The 15,711-nt window shown below is 73.8% G+C and carries 15 protein-coding genes and 1 tRNA gene; 10 read left to right on the top strand and 6 right to left on the bottom strand.

What is annotated here, in order from left to right; all coding sequences use genetic code 11:
• Position 1: 1 nt before the first annotated feature.
• Positions 2-598 (bottom strand): histidine phosphatase family protein, encoded by a 597-nt coding sequence (locus AC0693_RS06140; RefSeq protein ID WP_356404611.1) that lies wholly within the window; start codon positions 596-598, stop codon positions 2-4.
• 136 nt (positions 599-734) lie between these two features.
• On the opposite strand from AC0693_RS06140, the gene AC0693_RS06135 reads away from it, so the two are divergent.
• From AC0693_RS06135 to AC0693_RS06105, 7 genes are all read left to right on the top strand, one after another.
• Positions 735-1,628: a phosphatase PAP2 family protein gene (locus AC0693_RS06135; RefSeq protein ID WP_478801101.1), complete on the top strand. Its 894-nt coding sequence runs from the start codon at positions 735-737 to the stop codon at positions 1,626-1,628.
• Positions 1,567-2,745, top strand: a complete 1,179-nt coding sequence (locus AC0693_RS06130; protein WP_478801100.1) for a hypothetical protein — start codon at positions 1,567-1,569, stop codon at positions 2,743-2,745. The genes AC0693_RS06135 and AC0693_RS06130 overlap by 62 nt, the downstream gene beginning before the upstream one ends.
• Complete coding sequence (locus tag AC0693_RS06125) at positions 2,733-4,322, top strand: hypothetical protein (RefSeq protein ID WP_478801099.1); 1,590 nt, start codon at positions 2,733-2,735, stop codon at positions 4,320-4,322. The genes AC0693_RS06130 and AC0693_RS06125 overlap by 13 nt, the downstream gene beginning before the upstream one ends.
• A complete protein-coding gene (locus AC0693_RS06120; RefSeq protein ID WP_478801098.1) occupies positions 4,319-5,671 on the top strand; it encodes an AAA domain-containing protein in 1,353 nt (450 codons plus the stop codon). Before AC0693_RS06125 ends, AC0693_RS06120 begins: the two co-directional genes overlap by 4 nt.
• Before the next feature lie 137 nt (positions 5,672-5,808).
• Positions 5,809-6,153 carry a hypothetical protein gene (locus AC0693_RS06115; RefSeq protein WP_478801097.1) on the top strand — a complete coding sequence of 115 codons (345 nt, stop codon included), beginning with the start codon at positions 5,809-5,811 and terminating at the stop codon, positions 6,151-6,153.
• Between the two features lie 143 nt (positions 6,154-6,296).
• Complete coding sequence (locus AC0693_RS06110) at positions 6,297-6,953, top strand: bifunctional DNA primase/polymerase (protein ID WP_356404600.1); 657 nt, start codon at positions 6,297-6,299, stop codon at positions 6,951-6,953.
• Positions 6,944-7,017, top strand: a tRNA-Lys gene (locus AC0693_RS06105). The genes AC0693_RS06110 and AC0693_RS06105 overlap by 10 nt, the downstream gene beginning before the upstream one ends.
• A 77-nt stretch (positions 7,018-7,094) precedes the next feature.
• Here the strand turns inward: AC0693_RS06105 and AC0693_RS06100 are convergent.
• A complete protein-coding gene (locus AC0693_RS06100) occupies positions 7,095-8,360 on the bottom strand; it encodes a M6 family metalloprotease domain-containing protein (protein WP_469333360.1) in 1,266 nt (421 codons plus the stop codon).
• Between the two features lie 326 nt (positions 8,361-8,686).
• On the opposite strand from AC0693_RS06100, the gene AC0693_RS06095 reads away from it, so the two are divergent.
• Positions 8,687-10,666, top strand: a complete 1,980-nt coding sequence (locus tag AC0693_RS06095) for a putative bifunctional diguanylate cyclase/phosphodiesterase (RefSeq protein ID WP_478801096.1) — start codon at positions 8,687-8,689, stop codon at positions 10,664-10,666.
• A gap of 137 nt (positions 10,667-10,803) precedes the next feature.
• The gene (locus tag AC0693_RS06090; protein WP_478801095.1) at positions 10,804-11,226 is read left to right on the top strand and encodes an ALF repeat-containing protein; all 423 of its coding nucleotides are present in this window, start codon (positions 10,804-10,806) and stop codon (positions 11,224-11,226) included.
• Positions 11,227-11,297: 71 nt separating this feature from the next.
• Here AC0693_RS06090 and AC0693_RS06085 read toward each other — a convergent pair whose 3' ends face one another.
• The 4 genes from AC0693_RS06085 to AC0693_RS06070 all read right to left on the bottom strand — a co-directional run bounded on the left by AC0693_RS06085 (position 11,298) and on the right by AC0693_RS06070 (position 14,444).
• A complete protein-coding gene (locus AC0693_RS06085; protein WP_469333359.1) occupies positions 11,298-12,608 on the bottom strand; it encodes a tachylectin-related carbohydrate-binding protein in 1,311 nt (436 codons plus the stop codon).
• A gap of 111 nt (positions 12,609-12,719) precedes the next feature.
• A complete protein-coding gene (locus AC0693_RS06080; RefSeq protein WP_478801094.1) occupies positions 12,720-13,925 on the bottom strand; it encodes an aggregation-promoting factor C-terminal-like domain-containing protein in 1,206 nt (401 codons plus the stop codon).
• Positions 13,894-14,229 (bottom strand): hypothetical protein, encoded by a 336-nt coding sequence (locus AC0693_RS06075; protein WP_478801093.1) that lies wholly within the window; start codon positions 14,227-14,229, stop codon positions 13,894-13,896. The genes AC0693_RS06080 and AC0693_RS06075 overlap by 32 nt, the downstream gene beginning before the upstream one ends.
• Complete coding sequence (locus AC0693_RS06070; RefSeq protein ID WP_478801092.1) at positions 14,226-14,444, bottom strand: hypothetical protein; 219 nt, start codon at positions 14,442-14,444, stop codon at positions 14,226-14,228. The genes AC0693_RS06075 and AC0693_RS06070 overlap by 4 nt, the downstream gene beginning before the upstream one ends.
• 264 nt (positions 14,445-14,708) lie before the next feature.
• Between AC0693_RS06070 and AC0693_RS06065 the strand changes: the two genes are divergently transcribed.
• On the top strand, positions 14,709-15,695 hold the full coding sequence (locus AC0693_RS06065; protein ID WP_469317541.1) for a LuxR C-terminal-related transcriptional regulator: 987 nt from the start codon (positions 14,709-14,711) through the stop codon (positions 15,693-15,695).
• Positions 15,696-15,711 lie beyond the last annotated feature (16 nt).

Here is a 15,711-nt window from a genome sequence, read left to right as displayed (position 1 = left end):
GCTACGTGTCCAGGTGCCCGGTGTCGTTCCAGCGTTCCAGCGCCGGGGAGCCGTAGGCCCAGCCGAGGACCGACAGCGAGGTCGGGTCCAGCTTGATCCGGGCGCCGAAGGAGATGTCCAGGCCGAGCCAGCGGGCGGCGAGGGCGCGCAGGATGTGGCCGTGCGCGAAGACCAGCACGTCGCGCTCGGACGAGCGGGCCCAGGTCACGACCTCGTCCGCGCGCGCGGAGACGTCGGCGAGCGATTCGCCGCCGCGCGCGCCGTCGCGCCAGATGAGCCAGCCGGGCTGGATCGCGTGGATCTCGGCCGGGGTCATGCCCTCGTAGTCGCCGTAGTCCCACTCCATGAGCAGGTCCCAGGGCGTCGCCTGGAGGCCGAAGCCGGCGATGTCGCAGGTCTCGCTGGCCCGGATCAGCGGGCTGGTGCGGACCTCGATGCCCGGCAAGCCCGCCCAGGGGTCGCGGCCCAGGCGCTCGCCGAGCAGCTTCGCGCCCCGCTTCCCCTCGTCCAGCAGCGGGATGTCCGTACGTCCCGTGTGCTTGCCGGACAGCGACCACGCCGTCTGTCCGTGCCGGGCCAGCAGGATGCGGGGGGCCATGTCTTTTTCTCCCGGTCCATCAGAGTTCACGGGGCATTGCCATGCTTGCCGTGGATCATATGGTTCTGTCTTCAGCTCATCATCCACCACGCGCAGCCCGGGCAACCTCCGGGCACTCATCCGCGTCTTACACCGTATGACTAATTGGCGACGGCCCACTCGATGGTGGGCCGAACTGCTGCTCCTGGGCCTCGTCTACGGCGCCTATTCGGGCGGCCGGCTCCTGGCCCGGGGCGACGTGCAGCTCGCCGTCGACCACGGCCTCGCGATCCTCCGGTTCGAGCGGGGCCTGTCCCTGGACTTCGAGAGCCCGCTGAACCGGCTCTTCACCGCCCACGCCTGGCTCGGCGTACCCGCCGACTTCGTCTACGCCTCGCTGCACTACCTGATCACCCCCGCCGTGCTGGTCTGGATCTACCACCGGCGCCCCGGGGCCTACCGCACCGCCCGGACCTGGCTGGTCTCCTCGACCCTGCTCGGGCTCGTCGGTTTCGCCCTGATGCCCACCTGCCCGCCGCGCCTGCTCCACCTGGCCCACGGGTTCAACGACACCATGGCCCAGTACAGCGCGTACGGCTGGTGGGGCGCGGAGGCCAGCGCGCCGCGCGGGCTCGGCTCCTTCACCAACCAGTACGCGGCGATGCCGAGCCTGCACGTCGGCTGGGCGCTGTGGTGCGGGCTGCTGCTGTGGCGGTACGGGCGCCACCCGCTGCTGCGGGCGGCGGGCGCGGCGTACCCGCTGCTGACCACCGTCGTGGTGATGGGCACCGCCAACCACTACTTCCTGGACGCGGCCGCCGGGGCGGGCGTCATGGGCGTCGGGCTGCTGATCGCGCGCGGACTGGACCGGCTCGCCGCACGCCGCGCGGCCGCCACGCCCGCCGCCCCGGCCCCCGCGGAGGCGGTCCCCGGCGCCGGTTTCCGCCGTACGTCCCCGATTGTCGGTGGCGGATGGGAGACTTCCGCGGGTGAGCTCCTTCCCGCCCAGCGGCCTTCCGCAGACGACGACGCTCCGGCAGCGGCTCGCTGATCTGCGCGGCCCCGCCGTGCCGCCCCGCCCGCTCGACGCCCGGGCGCTGGCGGCCCTGGCCGCCAACCCCGGCTGCGGCAGACGGGCCCTGCTGGACGGCGCCGGGGTGGACAAGACCGCCCTCGCCTCGGCGCTCGGCTCGCCGGCCGCCTTCGGGCAGTCGCAGTTCGCGATGATCCGCGGCAACTCCTTCGAGGCCAAGGTCAAGGGCGACGGCGGCGCCGAGCTGCTGCGCCTGGTGTACGAGCACCTCGGCGCCGGGGCCGATGCGGCGGAGCCGGGTCCGGCCGGGCGCACCCGCGTCCCCGACCTGACCGCCGCCGGTCCCGAGGGCCGCGCCGCCCGGACCGCGCTGGCCCTGCGCGAGGCCACGGCGGCGGCCGCCTGGACCCTGCTCGACCACCCGATGCTCGCGCTGGAGGTCGCCGGGTCCCCCGCCTATCTGGAACCCGACGCCGTCGTGGTGCATCCGGACGGCCGCTGGACCGTCGTCGAGATCAAGTCCTTCCCCATGATCGACGGGACGGCCGACGCGGCGAAGGCGGGCGCCGCCGCCCGCCAGTCCGCCGTCTACGTCCTGGCCCTGGAGCGGATCGCCGCCGTCGTGGAGGGCGCGGCCGTCGGACACCGCGCCCTGCTCGTCTGCCCCAAGGACTTCTCCAACCTGCCCACCGCGGCCGTCCTCGACATCCGCAAGCAGCGCTCGGTGACCGCGCGCCAGCTGGCCCGGCTCACCCGAGTCGAGGAGCTGGCCGCGGCCCTGCCCGAGGGGCTGAGCTTCGACCCGTCCCGGCCCGCCGGGGAACTGACCGAGGCGGTCGAGGCCGTCGAGGCCGCCTACGCCCCGGAGTGCCTGGCCTCCTGCGAGCTGGCCTTCCACTGCCGCGAGCGCTCCCGCACCGCCGACGCCGTGACCTCGCTCGGCCGCTCCGTGCGGGGTGAGCTGGGCGCACTGACCACGGTCGGCGCGGCCCTGGCGGCCGCCGCCGGCGCGGGCAACCAGGACGACCCGACCGCCGCGGCCCTGCACCGGGCGGCCCGGCTGCGCGCCGAGGCCCTGGAATCCGCCGCCCTCCCCACGGACCCCCTTCCGGAGGCCCTCGGATGCCCCTGCTGAGCACCCTGGCCCGGCTGGAGGCGGTCCGCGCGGGGCGCGCGCAGCCGCTGGCCACCGTCCGCCACCGGCACCTGGGCGCGCGTCCGCTGGTCTTCGTCCCGCTGACCACCGCCGGTGAGGCGGGGGCGCCGCTGGGCGCGCTGGTGGGCACGGACCGGGCCGAGCCGCGGCTGCTGGTCGTCGCGCAGCCGCGCGACCGGGACCTGCGCTGGGCGTTCCTGGCCGCGCTGGCGGACGAGGTGCTGCCCTACCTCGACGGCTACGCGGACGTGGTGGAGCCCGCCGAGCGGACCGAGACCGACCCGGAGAGCGGCAAGAAGGTCAAGGTGGCCACCGAGCTGTGCGCGGACGCGCCGCAGCTGATCGTGCCGAGCCGGGCCGGCGTGGAGTACGTGCGGCTGCTGGGGCGGTCGATGCGGTTCCGCCGGACGGCGGAGGAGGATCCGGACGCGCCGCACCCGGCGCCGCCGCGGGTGCCGCTGCTGGGCCGCTGGTTCACGCACCTCGGCGAGCGCGCCCGGGTGCCCGGTTCCTCGATGCTGCTGTCCGCGACGGAACTGCTGGCCCGGCACTGGGCGAGCGGCCAGTCCCAGCTGGAGGACCAGCACCTGGGCGCGCTGCTGGCCTGGCTGGACCCGCCGCAGGGCGCGAGCGGCGCCGAGGCGGCGCTGCGCGCCGAGCTGGGCCGCGACCGGGACGGGCAGCTGCTCGTCCCCCCGGCGGGGCCCGCCACCGACCCGGCCTTCGACAACCGGCTGCTGGCCCCCGCGATGTCCCGCTTCGACGCGGCCCGCGGCGCCGACCCGCGCAGCGAGGAGGCGGTGGAGCGCGCCGCGGGCGAGGTGCGCCGGCTGGTCCGGACGCAGCTGCGGCCGACCTGGGACGCGGTGTGGCGGGCCCTGGACCTGCTGCGCGCGCTGCCGGAGGGGGCGTACGTCTACCAGCGCTGGACCCGGGACCGCTGGTCGTACACCGGGCACCGGGACCGGGTCCGGGCGGGCGAACCGCCGCAGCCGCGCCGGGACGACGCGGTGACGGCGGCGCAGAAGCTGGCCACCCGGGAGACCGAGCAGGTCCGCCTCGACGCCCAGGAGGCGCTGGACGACCCGCTGGTGATGGCGGGGCGGCGGCTCGCGGGCGAGGCCTTCGCGGGCGAGGTCACCGAAGTGGTCATGGAGTGGACCGAGTCCAAGCGGCCCAGCCCCCGCCCCCTGGTGACGGTGGCGACGGAGGACCGGCCGCAGCTGCCCGAGGACGGCGGCCGGGTGAAGGTGTACCGCGCGCTGGACGGCCGGCCGCAGTCGGCCGAGTTCGTCGGCTACGCCGGGCCCAGGGAGGACGGTCTGCTGGTCCTGCGGCTGCTGGACAAGATGGGCCGCGGCCGGGAGCCGGACGCGGGCTCGGTGCCGGGCAAGGGCGACCGGGTGTGCTGGACGCTCTTCGAGCACGACGCGCGGGGCGGGCCGAAGCTGCCCGACCCGGAGAACACGCCGTGGACGCACGGCGGACCGCCAGGATCCGCGGGCCCCGCGAGCACGCCGCGGCCCGACGCCGTGACCGACGAGGACATCCTGTGACCGAGAACCGGCCCGCGCCCGACTCCGGATCCGACCCGGGAGCCGCCGCCGCGCGGGCCACCGAGGCGATCCTGCGCGACACGCTGCACGGCACCGAGCGGGGCGTGGTCGTCGACTCCCCGCCCGGGGCCGGGAAGTCCACGCTGGTGGTGCGGGCCGCCCGGGAGCTGGCCGCCGCCGGGCGCCGGATGATGATCGTGGCGCAGACGAACGCGCAGGTGGACGACCTGGTGCTGCGGCTGGCCGAGAAGGACCCGGAGCTGCGGGTGGGGCGGCTGCACAGCAGTGAGGGCGACGCCTACGATCCGGCGCTGCTGGAGCTGCCGTCGGTCACCCTGGCCGCGAAGGCGGGTGACCTGGCCGAACTCCCGGTCGTCATCTCCACGGCGGCGAAGTGGGCGCACACGCAGGGCGTGGAGCCGTGGGAGCACGCGATCGTGGACGAGGCGTACCAGATGCGCTCCGACGCGCTGCTCGCCGTGGCGGGGCTGTTCGAACGGGCGCTGTTCGTGGGCGATCCCGGTCAGCTGGACCCGTTCAGCGTGGTCGGCGCCGAGCAGTGGGCCGGGCTGTCCTACGACCCGTCCGCCTCGGCGGTCTCCACGCTGCTGGCCCACAATCCGCAGCTGCCGCAGCACCGGCTGCCGGTGTCCTGGCGGCTCCCGGCGTCGGCCGCGCCGCTGGTCTCGCGCGCCTTCTACCCGTACGCCCGGTTTCGCAGCGGTACGGGCCCGGGCGAGCGGCGGCTCGCCTACGGGGTGCCCTCGGACGGGTCCGGCCCCGACCGGGTGCTCGACGAGGCGGCCGAGGCGGGGTGGGGCCTGCTGGAGCTGCCCGCCCGGCACACGCCGCGCACCGACCCGGAGGCGGTGGGCGCGGTGGCCCTGGTGGTCCGGCGGGCGCTGGACCGCGGCGCGGTGACCTCCGACGAGCACGGCGGCCCCGCTCCGCTGACCGCGGACCGGATCGCGGTCGGCACGGCCCACCGCGACCAGGCCGCGGCGGTCCGCGCCGCCCTGGCCGGGCTGGGCGTCACGGGCGTCACGGTCGACACCGCGAACCGGCTCCAGGGGCGCGAGTACGACCTCACGGTGGTCCTGCACCCCCTGTCCGGCCGCCCGGACGCGACGGCGTTCCACCTGGAGACGGGCCGCCTGTGCGTCCTGGCATCCCGCCACCGGCACGCCTGCGTGGTCGTGGCCCGCGCGGGCATAGCGACGCTCCTGGACGACCACCCCTCGACGGAACCGGTCCAGCTGGGCGTGACCATGAAGTTCCCGGACGGATGGGAAGCCAACCACTCGGTCCTGGCCCACCTCGCGGAACACCGGGTGACCTGGCGGCCGTAGGGGGGGAGGGCGCCGCGGGCGCACCGGGGTTCGTACGCGCGTTCCAGGCGGCCGGGCCCCCTTGGGGCGGGCTTGCGCGGCGCTGGACAATGGACGGTGGCCCGGAAGGAATTCGTCCGCGAAGCAGGAGGACACGCATGGCAGAGCCCGAGCGCACCGAGCGGAGGCTGCGGCCCGCGCCGCTGCTCTTCGAGCCCTCGGAAGCGGCCACGGACCCGGAGCACTTCTTCGATCTCGAATCCATCGAGGACCCGCGCGAGCTGCTGGCCCGCGCCACCGAACTCGCGCTCGCCTTCCGGGCGGCGCAGGACCGCGCGGTGGAGTACCAGGCCATGGCGGCCGCCCAGCTGGCGGACCCGCGCCGGTTCGACCGGCTCACGGCGGCGGCGATCGGCGAGCGCGCCCAGTGGTCCGAGGACTACGCCGCGAAGATGATCGACTTCGGCGAGGGTCTGCTGCGGGGCGGCGCGGAGGACCACTGAGGGTCAGGGTGCCGCGCACCCCCGCCCCACCCGTACACCCGTTCTGGCATATGCGCAGCGCAAGATACCCCAGCCCACCCCCCGCTGTCCGGGATTTCCGTAACTCCGCGGAAGCACCGCACTACGCCCGGTAGACCTTCCCCATGACCACGATGACGACGGCTACTGGCTGCCCCGCCCCCCACGGACCCGCCACCCACGTCACCCCGCAGGGCGCCGCGTGGCTCACCTCCGCCGCGCCCTACCCGCACAGCACCCTCACGCTGTGGCGGGACCGGCCCACCGCCCCCGCGGTGCTGCCGTGCGGGACCGCCTTCGACGTGGTCAGCGTCCCCGTGGTCTTCGGGCGCCGGATGCTGGACCTGCTGTGGGCCGAGGGGCCGGGCTCGGGCCCGGTGGCCGTGCACCGCGGCCGCATGCTGCTGTTCGCGACCCCCGGCACCGCCCAGCGGCTGCCCGCCCTGCTGGACTGGGAGGAGTGGGGCGAGGCCCACGGCGCCACCGCGGGCCCGCTGCCGGCCCCGCTCTGCCACGGCCGGGGCGACGCCGTGACCGTGCCGGCCCTGACCCCCGCCCCCGGCGCCGCGCCCGGCCACTCGCGCTGGCTGGTGGCCCCGGACACCCGGCTGCCGTGGCTGCCGGGACCGGAGGCCCTGCTGTGGGCCTGCGTCCGGGCCGCCCGCGGCGCGGCCGCCCCCACCACCCCTCCCGCCCCCGCCCTCGCACCGGACCTGCGGGTATCGATTTTTCCTTCGGCGGATCCGGATGCTAATGTCTACGACGTCAGCACGCGCCGCTAGCTCAGTTGGTTAGAGCAGCTGACTCTTAATCAGCGGGTCCGGGGTTCGAGTCCCTGGCGGCGCACAGACGGAAGAAGGCCCCCACGCGAGTGGGGGCCTTCTTCGTGTGCGCGGGACGCGGCCGCCGTCCGGGCCCGTCCGCTAGCTCGTGATCTTCACCGTGTACGCACCGGACTGGGTGCGGTCGGCGACCTCGATGGTGATCCGCTCGCCCGGCACGGTGAACGTCTCGCCGACCTCCAGCGGCGCGTCCGCCAGCGGCGGGTACACCGAGCGGCCCCAGCAGGCGTCGGTGTCCGGGTGGCCGTCCAGCACCTCGATCGGACCGCCGCCGGACGCGGGCTCGTTGCGCACCCGGTAGACCAGGACGCCCTCGGTGCAGGTGTCCCGGTCGTTGCCCGCCGAGCCCCGGGCCTCGACGGCGATCGCGCTGCCGGGGCCCGTACGGACCACCGCGAGCCGGGTGCCGACCGAACCGCCGCGCTGCGGGGCCTGGGCGAGCGGCTGGAGGGTGTGCAGCGTGGTGCCGCCGCGGACGCAGTCGACCTGGTCCGGGCCGAGCCAGCCCAGCTTCCACTTGTGCCACGCGAACAGGTCCGGGGACATGCCGAACTGGCTGCCCATCACGTCCCAGTCACCGACGTAGGTGTCCCAGTCCCCCTTGCCGTCGGTGGGCCGGTGGTAGAGGTCGGGCAGGTCGAAGACGTGCCCGGTCTCGTGCGCCAGCACGTTGCGGTCCGGGGGGTGCTTCTCGAAGACCGTGACGATCCGTCGCAGGTCGGTGCCGTCGGCGCGCAGCGGCCGGTCGAAGTTGACGACCTTGGTGGCATCGGAATCGACCCCGGGCGCGTCCGGGTCGGCGATGAAGTACACGATGTCGTACCGGGCGAAGTCGACCGCGGGGTCGGCGGTGGCCACCGCGTCGCGCAGGTAGGCCGCCCGCGCGTCGGGGGCCCAGTCACGCTGTATCCCGTAGGCGGTGGACGGCTTCGGCATGCGCATCCAGTGGCTCTGCGGGTGCGGCACCAGCCGGAAGCGGCCATAGGAGGCCCGCTCGAAGAAGTCGCTGGTGGCGGGGAAGTAATCACCTGTCAGCTGCTCGGGGGTGGTGAGCGGCTGGGAATCCGGGAAGGACAGGAAGACCATCAGGGCATTGAGGGAACGTTCCGGCTTGGGGTAGGCGCCGTTCCAGGTGTCCAGGCCCAGCGAGTGGTGCGCCCGCGTGCGGGTGAGCGCGCACGGCCCGGACCCGGGATCGGCCACCGCCGGACCCGCGACGAGCGAGATCGCGGCGATGGCCGCCAGGGACGTGAGGGCGGCCGCGGCACTGCGCACGCGGTCGCGCTCCACTCCCCCGGGTGTCTGCTGTCGCGGCACATCGACCTCCGGTGGTGGATTTCGTAACATCCCACTCACCTTGCGGCGATTGTCTTACTAATGTCCTGTTCCGGTGCCCCACACGAGTGAGGGATCCGGCATCCCGGTGACGGTGCCCCGGGACGCGCATATTCACCTGCGCCTACAGAACGTCACGAGTGATCAGCCGAGGTCAGGTGCGGACTCCGCATGCTCACAGCCGCTCAAGAACGATCGGACGCTGGAGGGCCGACGAACCGTCAGCACGGCGAACCGGAGGCCTCCGCACGGCGACGCCGCTGGATGGGGGCTCCCGCCAGCCTCTATGATCGGCACACTTTCCTGCACGGACACCACGAGCACTGCGGGAGCGAACGGTGAGCGGAACCTCAGAAGGAACCGGTTCGGCGGCCGACAGCATCCGCCCGGCCACTACGGAGCGTCACGCGGCCGTTCCGGCGGCGGCGGCCGCGCCCTCGGGCGGCGGCGGCAGGGCCACGGCGGTCCGCACGGCGGCGGCCCGGACGACGGCGGAGCGACCCGCCCCGGACCGGTCCGCCGCGGACGTGATCGCGGGCGACCGGAGCCGGGCCGATCGGTCCGCGTCTGCGTATGCGCCCGAGTCCGCGTCCGAACGGCGGGACTACCGGGCCGCCTTCGAGGCGGCCCACCTCGCGATGGCCGTCGTCGACCGGGACGGCTGTGTCGTGGCCGCCAACGCGGCCCTCGCCGCCCTGCTCGGCACCGAGCCGCACGCCCTCGGCGGGCAGCGCGCGGCCGACCTGGTGGACCTGACCGCCGATCCCCGCACCTGGCAGGCCTACCGCGAGGTGCTGCGCGGCCGACAGGCGCGGCTGCGCTGTACCCGCCGGCTCAAACACCCCGACGGCCACTCGCTGTGGACCGAGATCACGCTGGGGCCGGTGCCCGGGACCGGTGACGTCCTGCTGTCGGTCACTGACATCAGCGACCGGCGCGACCTGCAGGCCCGGCTGCGGCACCTCCAGATGCACGACCCGGTCACCCGGCTGCCCAACCGGGCGCTGTTCTTCGAGCGGTTGTCGGCCGCCCTGGAGAGCCCGCCCTACGAGCGGGGCGGGACCGGCCGGATCGGGCTGTGCTACCTCGACCTCGACGGGTTCAAGGCGGTCAACGACACCCTGGGCCACCGGGTCGGCGACCGGCTGCTGGCCGCCGTCGCGGCCCGGCTCACCCAGTGCGCGGACCAGTCCGGGTACGGGCGTACGGGCGGCCACCTGGTCGCGCGGCTCGGCGGCGACGAGTTCGCCCTGCTCGTGGAGGACTCCACCGGCACCGAGCAGCTCGCGGACCTGGCCCGCTCCGCGCTGGCCGCCGTACAGGAGCCCTTCGACCTGGCCGGACAGCGGCTGTCGGTGTCGGCGTCCATCGGCGTGGTGGAACGGGTGACGGCCGGCACCTCGGCGACGGCCCTCATGCAGGCCGCGGACACCACGCTGTACTGGGCCAAGGAGGACGGCAAGGCCCGCTGGACCCTCTTCGACCCGGAGCGCAACGCCCACCGGATGACCCGCCAGGCGCTGTCCTCGACGCTGCGGCCGGCGGTGGAGCGGGACGAGTTCGTGCTGGAGTACCAGCCGCTGGTGGACCTGGAGAGCGGGGTGGTGCGGGGCGTCGAGGCGCTGGTGCGCTGGAACCACCCGCAGTTCGGCACGCTCACGCCGAATCGGTTCATCGGAATTGCGGAAGAGGACGGATCCATCGTCCAGTTGGGGCAGTGGGTCCTGCGGACGGCCTGTCGGCAGGCCCGGCGCTGGCAGATCGAGCAGCCCAGCGACGCACCCGTCTTCGTGTCGGTCAACGTGGCCGTGCGCCAGGTGTGGGACTCCGACCTGGTCGGCGACGTCGCGGAGATCCTGGCCGAGACGGGCCTGGCGCCGCAGCTGCTCCAGCTGGAGCTGACGGAGTCGGCGGTGATGGGCTCGGCGGGCCGGCCGCTCCAGGCCCTCCAGGCGCTGAGCGACATGGGCGTGCGGATCGCCATCGACGACTTCGGCACGGGGTACTCGAACCTCGCCTACCTCAGCCGGCTGCCGGTCTCGGTGCTGAAGCTCGACGGCTCCTTCGTGCGCGGCTTCCGCTACGAGGAGGGCACGCACCCGAACCCGGCCGACGAGACCATCGTCGAGGCCCTGGTCCAGCTCGCCCACCGGCTGGGCCTGACGGTGACCGCGGAGTGCGTGGAGACCACGGACCAGGCGGCCCGCCTGCGCCGCGTCGGCTGCGACACCGGCCAGGGCTGGCTGTACTCCCGCGCGGTCGCCCCGGAACGGATCGCCGAAATGATCAGGAGCCGTCCGGAGGACCTCGCCGGGTGAGCGCCGCTGACCAGGGCACTTCCCGGGTCCGGGGCCACTGGCCGGAAAGCGACCGGTGACCTGCGGGCGGCCGTTAGGTTGGATCGATCTTCCCGCCGCCGGCGACGGCGGCGGGACTTCCGACCTTGGGGGGAAACATGAACACGACCCGTGCCGCGCTCATCATCGCATCGGCGGCGCTGGCTCCGGCCCTGCTGCTGTCCAGCCCGTCCTTCGCCGCCGGTCCGGCCACCGCGCCCGCCGCCTCCGTGACGGCGCAGGCGGACTCGGACACCGACAATCGCGTGGCTATCCTCCGGCTCCTCGCCGACCCGGCCTCCGGCAGGGCCGTGAAGCGCGAGGCCCAGAAGGCCCTGAACGGCACCGCGGCCGACCGGGCGGCGTTCCTCGCGACCGGCCTGCGGCTCGCCCGGGCCGAGGACGACCGGGTCGCCGTCGCCCGGATCCTGACCCGTCCCGGCATCAGCGACTCACTGCGCGCGGCGGCCGGGAAGCTGCTGGACAACGGCACCCCGGAGGAGCTGCGGTACTTCGTGACGGTCGGCCAGTACCAGGTGTGACCTGCGGCTCCACCCACAAGTGAAGGCCGGACCGCCCGGTGGGGGCGGTCCGGCCTTTGCGCGTGCGGGGGTTATCCGTTGACGACGTGGTCGTAGCGCAGGGCGACGTAGCCCGAGGCGGCGTGGCCGGCGATGCGGCCGTCGCTGCCGCCGTTCAGGTAGTCCTGGCCGCGCATCATGTCGTCGTTGGTGTTGGCCTCGTGGATGTACGAGAACTTGCCCGCGGCCTTGTCGACCCACTTCTCGAAGAGCACCACGTGCCCGTCCAGGGTGTTCAGCGCGTCACCGGGCTGGAGGTCGGACTTGGAGATGGTGGCGGTGGTGGTCGGCAGACTCTGGGTCGTGTAGCTGGTACCGGCGTGCCAGACCATGGAGACGAAGCCGGAGCAGTCGGTGCGGTAGGTGTGGTCGCCGTCCGGGTCGGAGGCGTACGCGCCCTGGTTGTAGGCGATGTCGCGGCTCAGCCAGTTCGCGGCGCGGCTCATGATCTCGCTGCGGGCGATCTGGCCGCCCCTGGTGGAGGGGGTGGGCGTGGGGGGCGCCGGCGGCTGGTAGGTGCAGTCGTTGGCGAAGGCGGAGAGCAGGCTCTGGGTCCAGCCGCTCGCGTCGACCGGGTCGGCGGGGTGGTAGGCGATGTCGTCGCCCTTGCCGTCGGTGGGGTCGGCATCGTGGTACCAGTACATCCCGCCGTTCGTACGGCCGTAGTAGAGGCCGCCGCCGGGCGAGACGAGGTTGTCGACCGCCGACCAGCCGGAGCTCTTGAGCTCGGAACTCTCCCAGTCCCCGACGCCGTTGATCTGGTACGACAGCAGGCGGCCGTCGGCGGTGGTGGCGATGAGGACGTCGTCGCCGGCGGCGGCGAGCGTCTTCAGGACGAAGCCGGTGTCGATCACGGCGTGCTTGGCGATGTGGGCGGGCCCGGCGGGCTTGGCCTGGGAGACGTTGTAGCGGTGGAGCTCGCCGCCGACCGTGCCGTAGAGGTGGCCGGCGCCGTCGTAGGTCAGCTTGTCGAAGGTCCAGCCGCTGTCCCAGATCTTGGTGACACCGGCCAGGGACAGGGCGCTGTCGTTGGTCTGGATGTCGACGCGGTACAGCTCGCCGGCCGTCGAGGTCACCAGGACGGTGTTGAAGTTGAGGGTGGCCATCGCCTTGGGCGTGAAGCCGAGGTTCGCGCCGACCAGGGTCTTGACGCGGTCGCCGGTGTTGGGGGCTATCGCCGTGTAGGTGAGGCGGCCGTCGGGGAGGGTGCCGTAGACCGACACGTTGCCGCCGCAGATGGCGGCGGCCTGGGCGGGCGCCGAGGCGAGGGTGATCATGCCGAGGGTGGTGGCAGAGACGGCCAGGGTGGCGGCGAGGCGGCGCTTGAGGGACGACGAGGACATGGGTGTCTCCAGGTTCCGGGCAGCCCTGACGTACGCGCGTCGGGCCGGGAGGTGAGGGAAGGGGGGAACTGGCGAGCGGGCGAGCGGGCGAGCGGCGCGGCTCGGGGCCGCTCAGTACCAGTTGTTGTTCACGAAGTGGGTCCAGGCGCCGCAGGGCGTGCCGTACTGGCCGTCGATGTAGGACAGGCCCCACTTGATCTGGGTAAGCGGGTTGGTGCGCCAGTCGTCGCCGAAGGCGTCCATCTTCGACCCGGGTAGGGCCTGGGGGATGCCGTACGCCGTGGAGGTCGGGTTGTCGGCCCAGTAGCGCCAGCCGCTCTCCTTGTCCCAGAGCTGCTCCAGGCAGTTCCACTGGGTGGTGCTGTTCCAGGCGCCGCCGTCGTGCCGGTTCATCAGGTCGCGGCCGGCCGCCTTCACGGCGGGTATGTCGTGGCCGTCGAGCGGGTCCGCGGCGGTGGTGCAGCTGAAGGTCCCCGGCTGGGCGGAGAGCAGCCGCTGCGTCCAGCCGCCGGTGTTCACGGGGGTGTCGTTGTGATAGGCGATGTCGGTTCCGGAACCGTCCGCCGGATCGGCGTCCTTGTACCAGTACAGGGCGCCCGTGGTTTCGATCCGGCCGTAGTAGAGGCCGCCGCCGGGTGAGACGACCTGGTCGAAGCCGGACCAGCCGGACGGCTTGAGGTCGTCCCGGTCCCAGGTGCCATCGGCGTTGATCTTGTAGGAGTAGAGCGCGCCGGCCGACGTGGTGGCGAGCAGCCGGTCGTCCCCGGCGGCCGTGAGGGTCTTCAGGACGAAGCCGCTGCCGATCTCCTTGCGCTGGCCGATGTGCGCCGAGCCGGTCGGTTTGGGCTGGGAGACCAGGTACTGGAGCAGGACCCCGCCCGCCGTGCCGTACAGGTGGCCGTGTCCGTCGTAGGTGAGCTTGTCGTGGGTCCAGCCGCTGTCGAAGATCTTGACGGGCGGGCGTTCCAGCACGAGGGACTCGTTGTTGGTGAGGACGTCGAGGCGGTAGAGCGCGCCCGTCGTCGAGGTCACCAGGACGGTGTTGAAGTCGAGGGTGGCCATCGCCCGGGGCTCGAACCCCAGGTCCGCTCCGACCCGCACCTTCTTCAGCGCGCCGGTGGCCGGGGTGATGGTGCTGAAGGTCAGGCGGCCGTCGGGCAGGACGCCGTAGATCGAGGCGGTCCCGCCGCACGTGGTCGCGGCCTCGGCGGCCGGGGCGGCGACGACGGCCGCGGCGGTCAGCAGGCAGGCGCCGAGGGCGGTCGAGAGGGCGGCTCCCGCGCTCTTACGGGCGGCCTGGCGGAGGGTGGCGGTCACTGTGTTCTCCTGGGGAACGTTCGCGGCGGGGCTCGCTGGGGCGGTAGCCGTGCGCGCCCAGCGGGGCGCGGGCGCCGTCGAGGATGGCGTGGGCCTGGGTGAGGGCCGCGGCTTCGGAGGCGGCCCGCAGGAAGAGGTAGACGTCCACGCCGTCGGCTGCGGCTCTGGTCCGCAGGTGTTCGAGTCCGTGGGCGGCGGGCGTGTGGGCCCAGATCAGATCGGAGACGAGGGCGAGCACGCCCTCCGGGTCCGGATCGGCACGTGGCCCCGAGAGCGAGGCCCGTACGACGCGCATCGCGGTCAATCCCAGTTGATGCTGTCGTCGGCGGACGCGGGCGCCGTGTCCCAGTTGATGCTGTCGTCCACGGATGCCGGGGCGGTGTCCCAGTTGATGCTGCCGTCGGCGGCGGCGCTGACGGTGCGGTCCTCGGCGGCGGCCACCGAGGCGGTGGTGACCGTACCGGCGCACAGGGCGGTGAGGACGGCGGCGACAGCGGCGAAGCGGGCGGTGCGGGACATGGTTTCCCCCAGGTCACGGGCGTGGAAGCGTGGCGTTCGGTGCGGTGTGCTGCGCGCTGGTCCGGATCGTCCTTGCGGCTCTGGCCTGAGTCGGGGAGTTTCTCCCCGCCGTCCCGGTGAACACCATGTTGCTGTCCGCGGGACCTGCGAAGAAGAGGTTCCGGCTGGCACCAACAGGCCTGGCACCTTGGTGACAGACTTCGCCTACGATCGCGGGGGCGACGCTCGCCGGGGGCGGCCCAACTAGAGCCGGGGGGCTGGGAGATGCTGCACACGCTGGGGCTCGGAGCCGACGTGGAAGCCGTGTACCGGGGCATGCTGGCCGACCCGTCGGGAGGCATCGCCGAGCTCAGCGGCCGCCTCGGTCTGACCGAGGCCGCGGTCCGCGAGGGCCTGGACCGGCTCGTCGACCTCGACCTGCTCAGACCGTCCCGGGACTGCCCGGGCGGCCTGCGCGCGGTGCGGCCCGAGCTGGGCCTGGAACTGCTCCTGCGCCGCCAGGAGGAGGAGCTGGCCAGGCAGCAGCAGGAGCTGGCCCGCAGCAAGGCGGCCGCGGCGCAGGTGGTCTCCGAGTTCGCCGGGCTCAGCCCCAACACCGAGGTAGACGGCGCGGAACGGCTCGTGGGGATGGACGCCATCCAGGGCCGCCTGGAGCAGCTCGCCCACGGCCTGACCCGGGAGTGCCTGGCCATCCTGCCGGGCGGCGCCCTGTCGGAAGCGAGCCTGGAGGCCTCCCGGCCGCTGGACCGGCGCGCGCTGGACCGCGGCATCGAGATGCGCTCGGTCTACCAGGACAGTGCCCGCAACGATCCGACGACGCTGGCCTACGCGCGGTGGCTGACCGAACAGGGCGGCCAGGTGCGGACGAGTCCGCTCCTGCCGCCGCGCCTGCTGATATTCGACCGCTCGGTGGCGGTCGTCCCCATCGACCCGGACCGCTCCCGGCTGGGCGCCCTGTGCACCAGCGCGCCCGGGATCGTGGCCTCCCTGGCCACCCTGTTCGAGCAGACGTGGGACGCGGCCGTACCGCTCGGCGCGGACCGGCCCCGCCCCAGCGACACCCGGCCCACCGCGACCGAACTCGAACTGCTGAAGCTCCTGGCCTCGGGCATGACCGACGAGGCCGCCGCCAAGCGCCTCGGGGTGTCCCTGCGCACCGTGCGGCGCCAGATGTCCGCCCTGATGGAACGCCTCCACGCGACGAGCCGCTTCGAGGCCGGCCTCAAAGCGGCGCAGCAGGGCTGGCTCTGACGGTCGGGGTCTTCGA

It is taken from the genome of Streptomyces sp. NPDC043876 (assembly GCF_056435825.1).
Note: the sequence above shows the minus strand (reverse complement) of the source record. Positions and strands in the feature narration are given on the sequence as shown.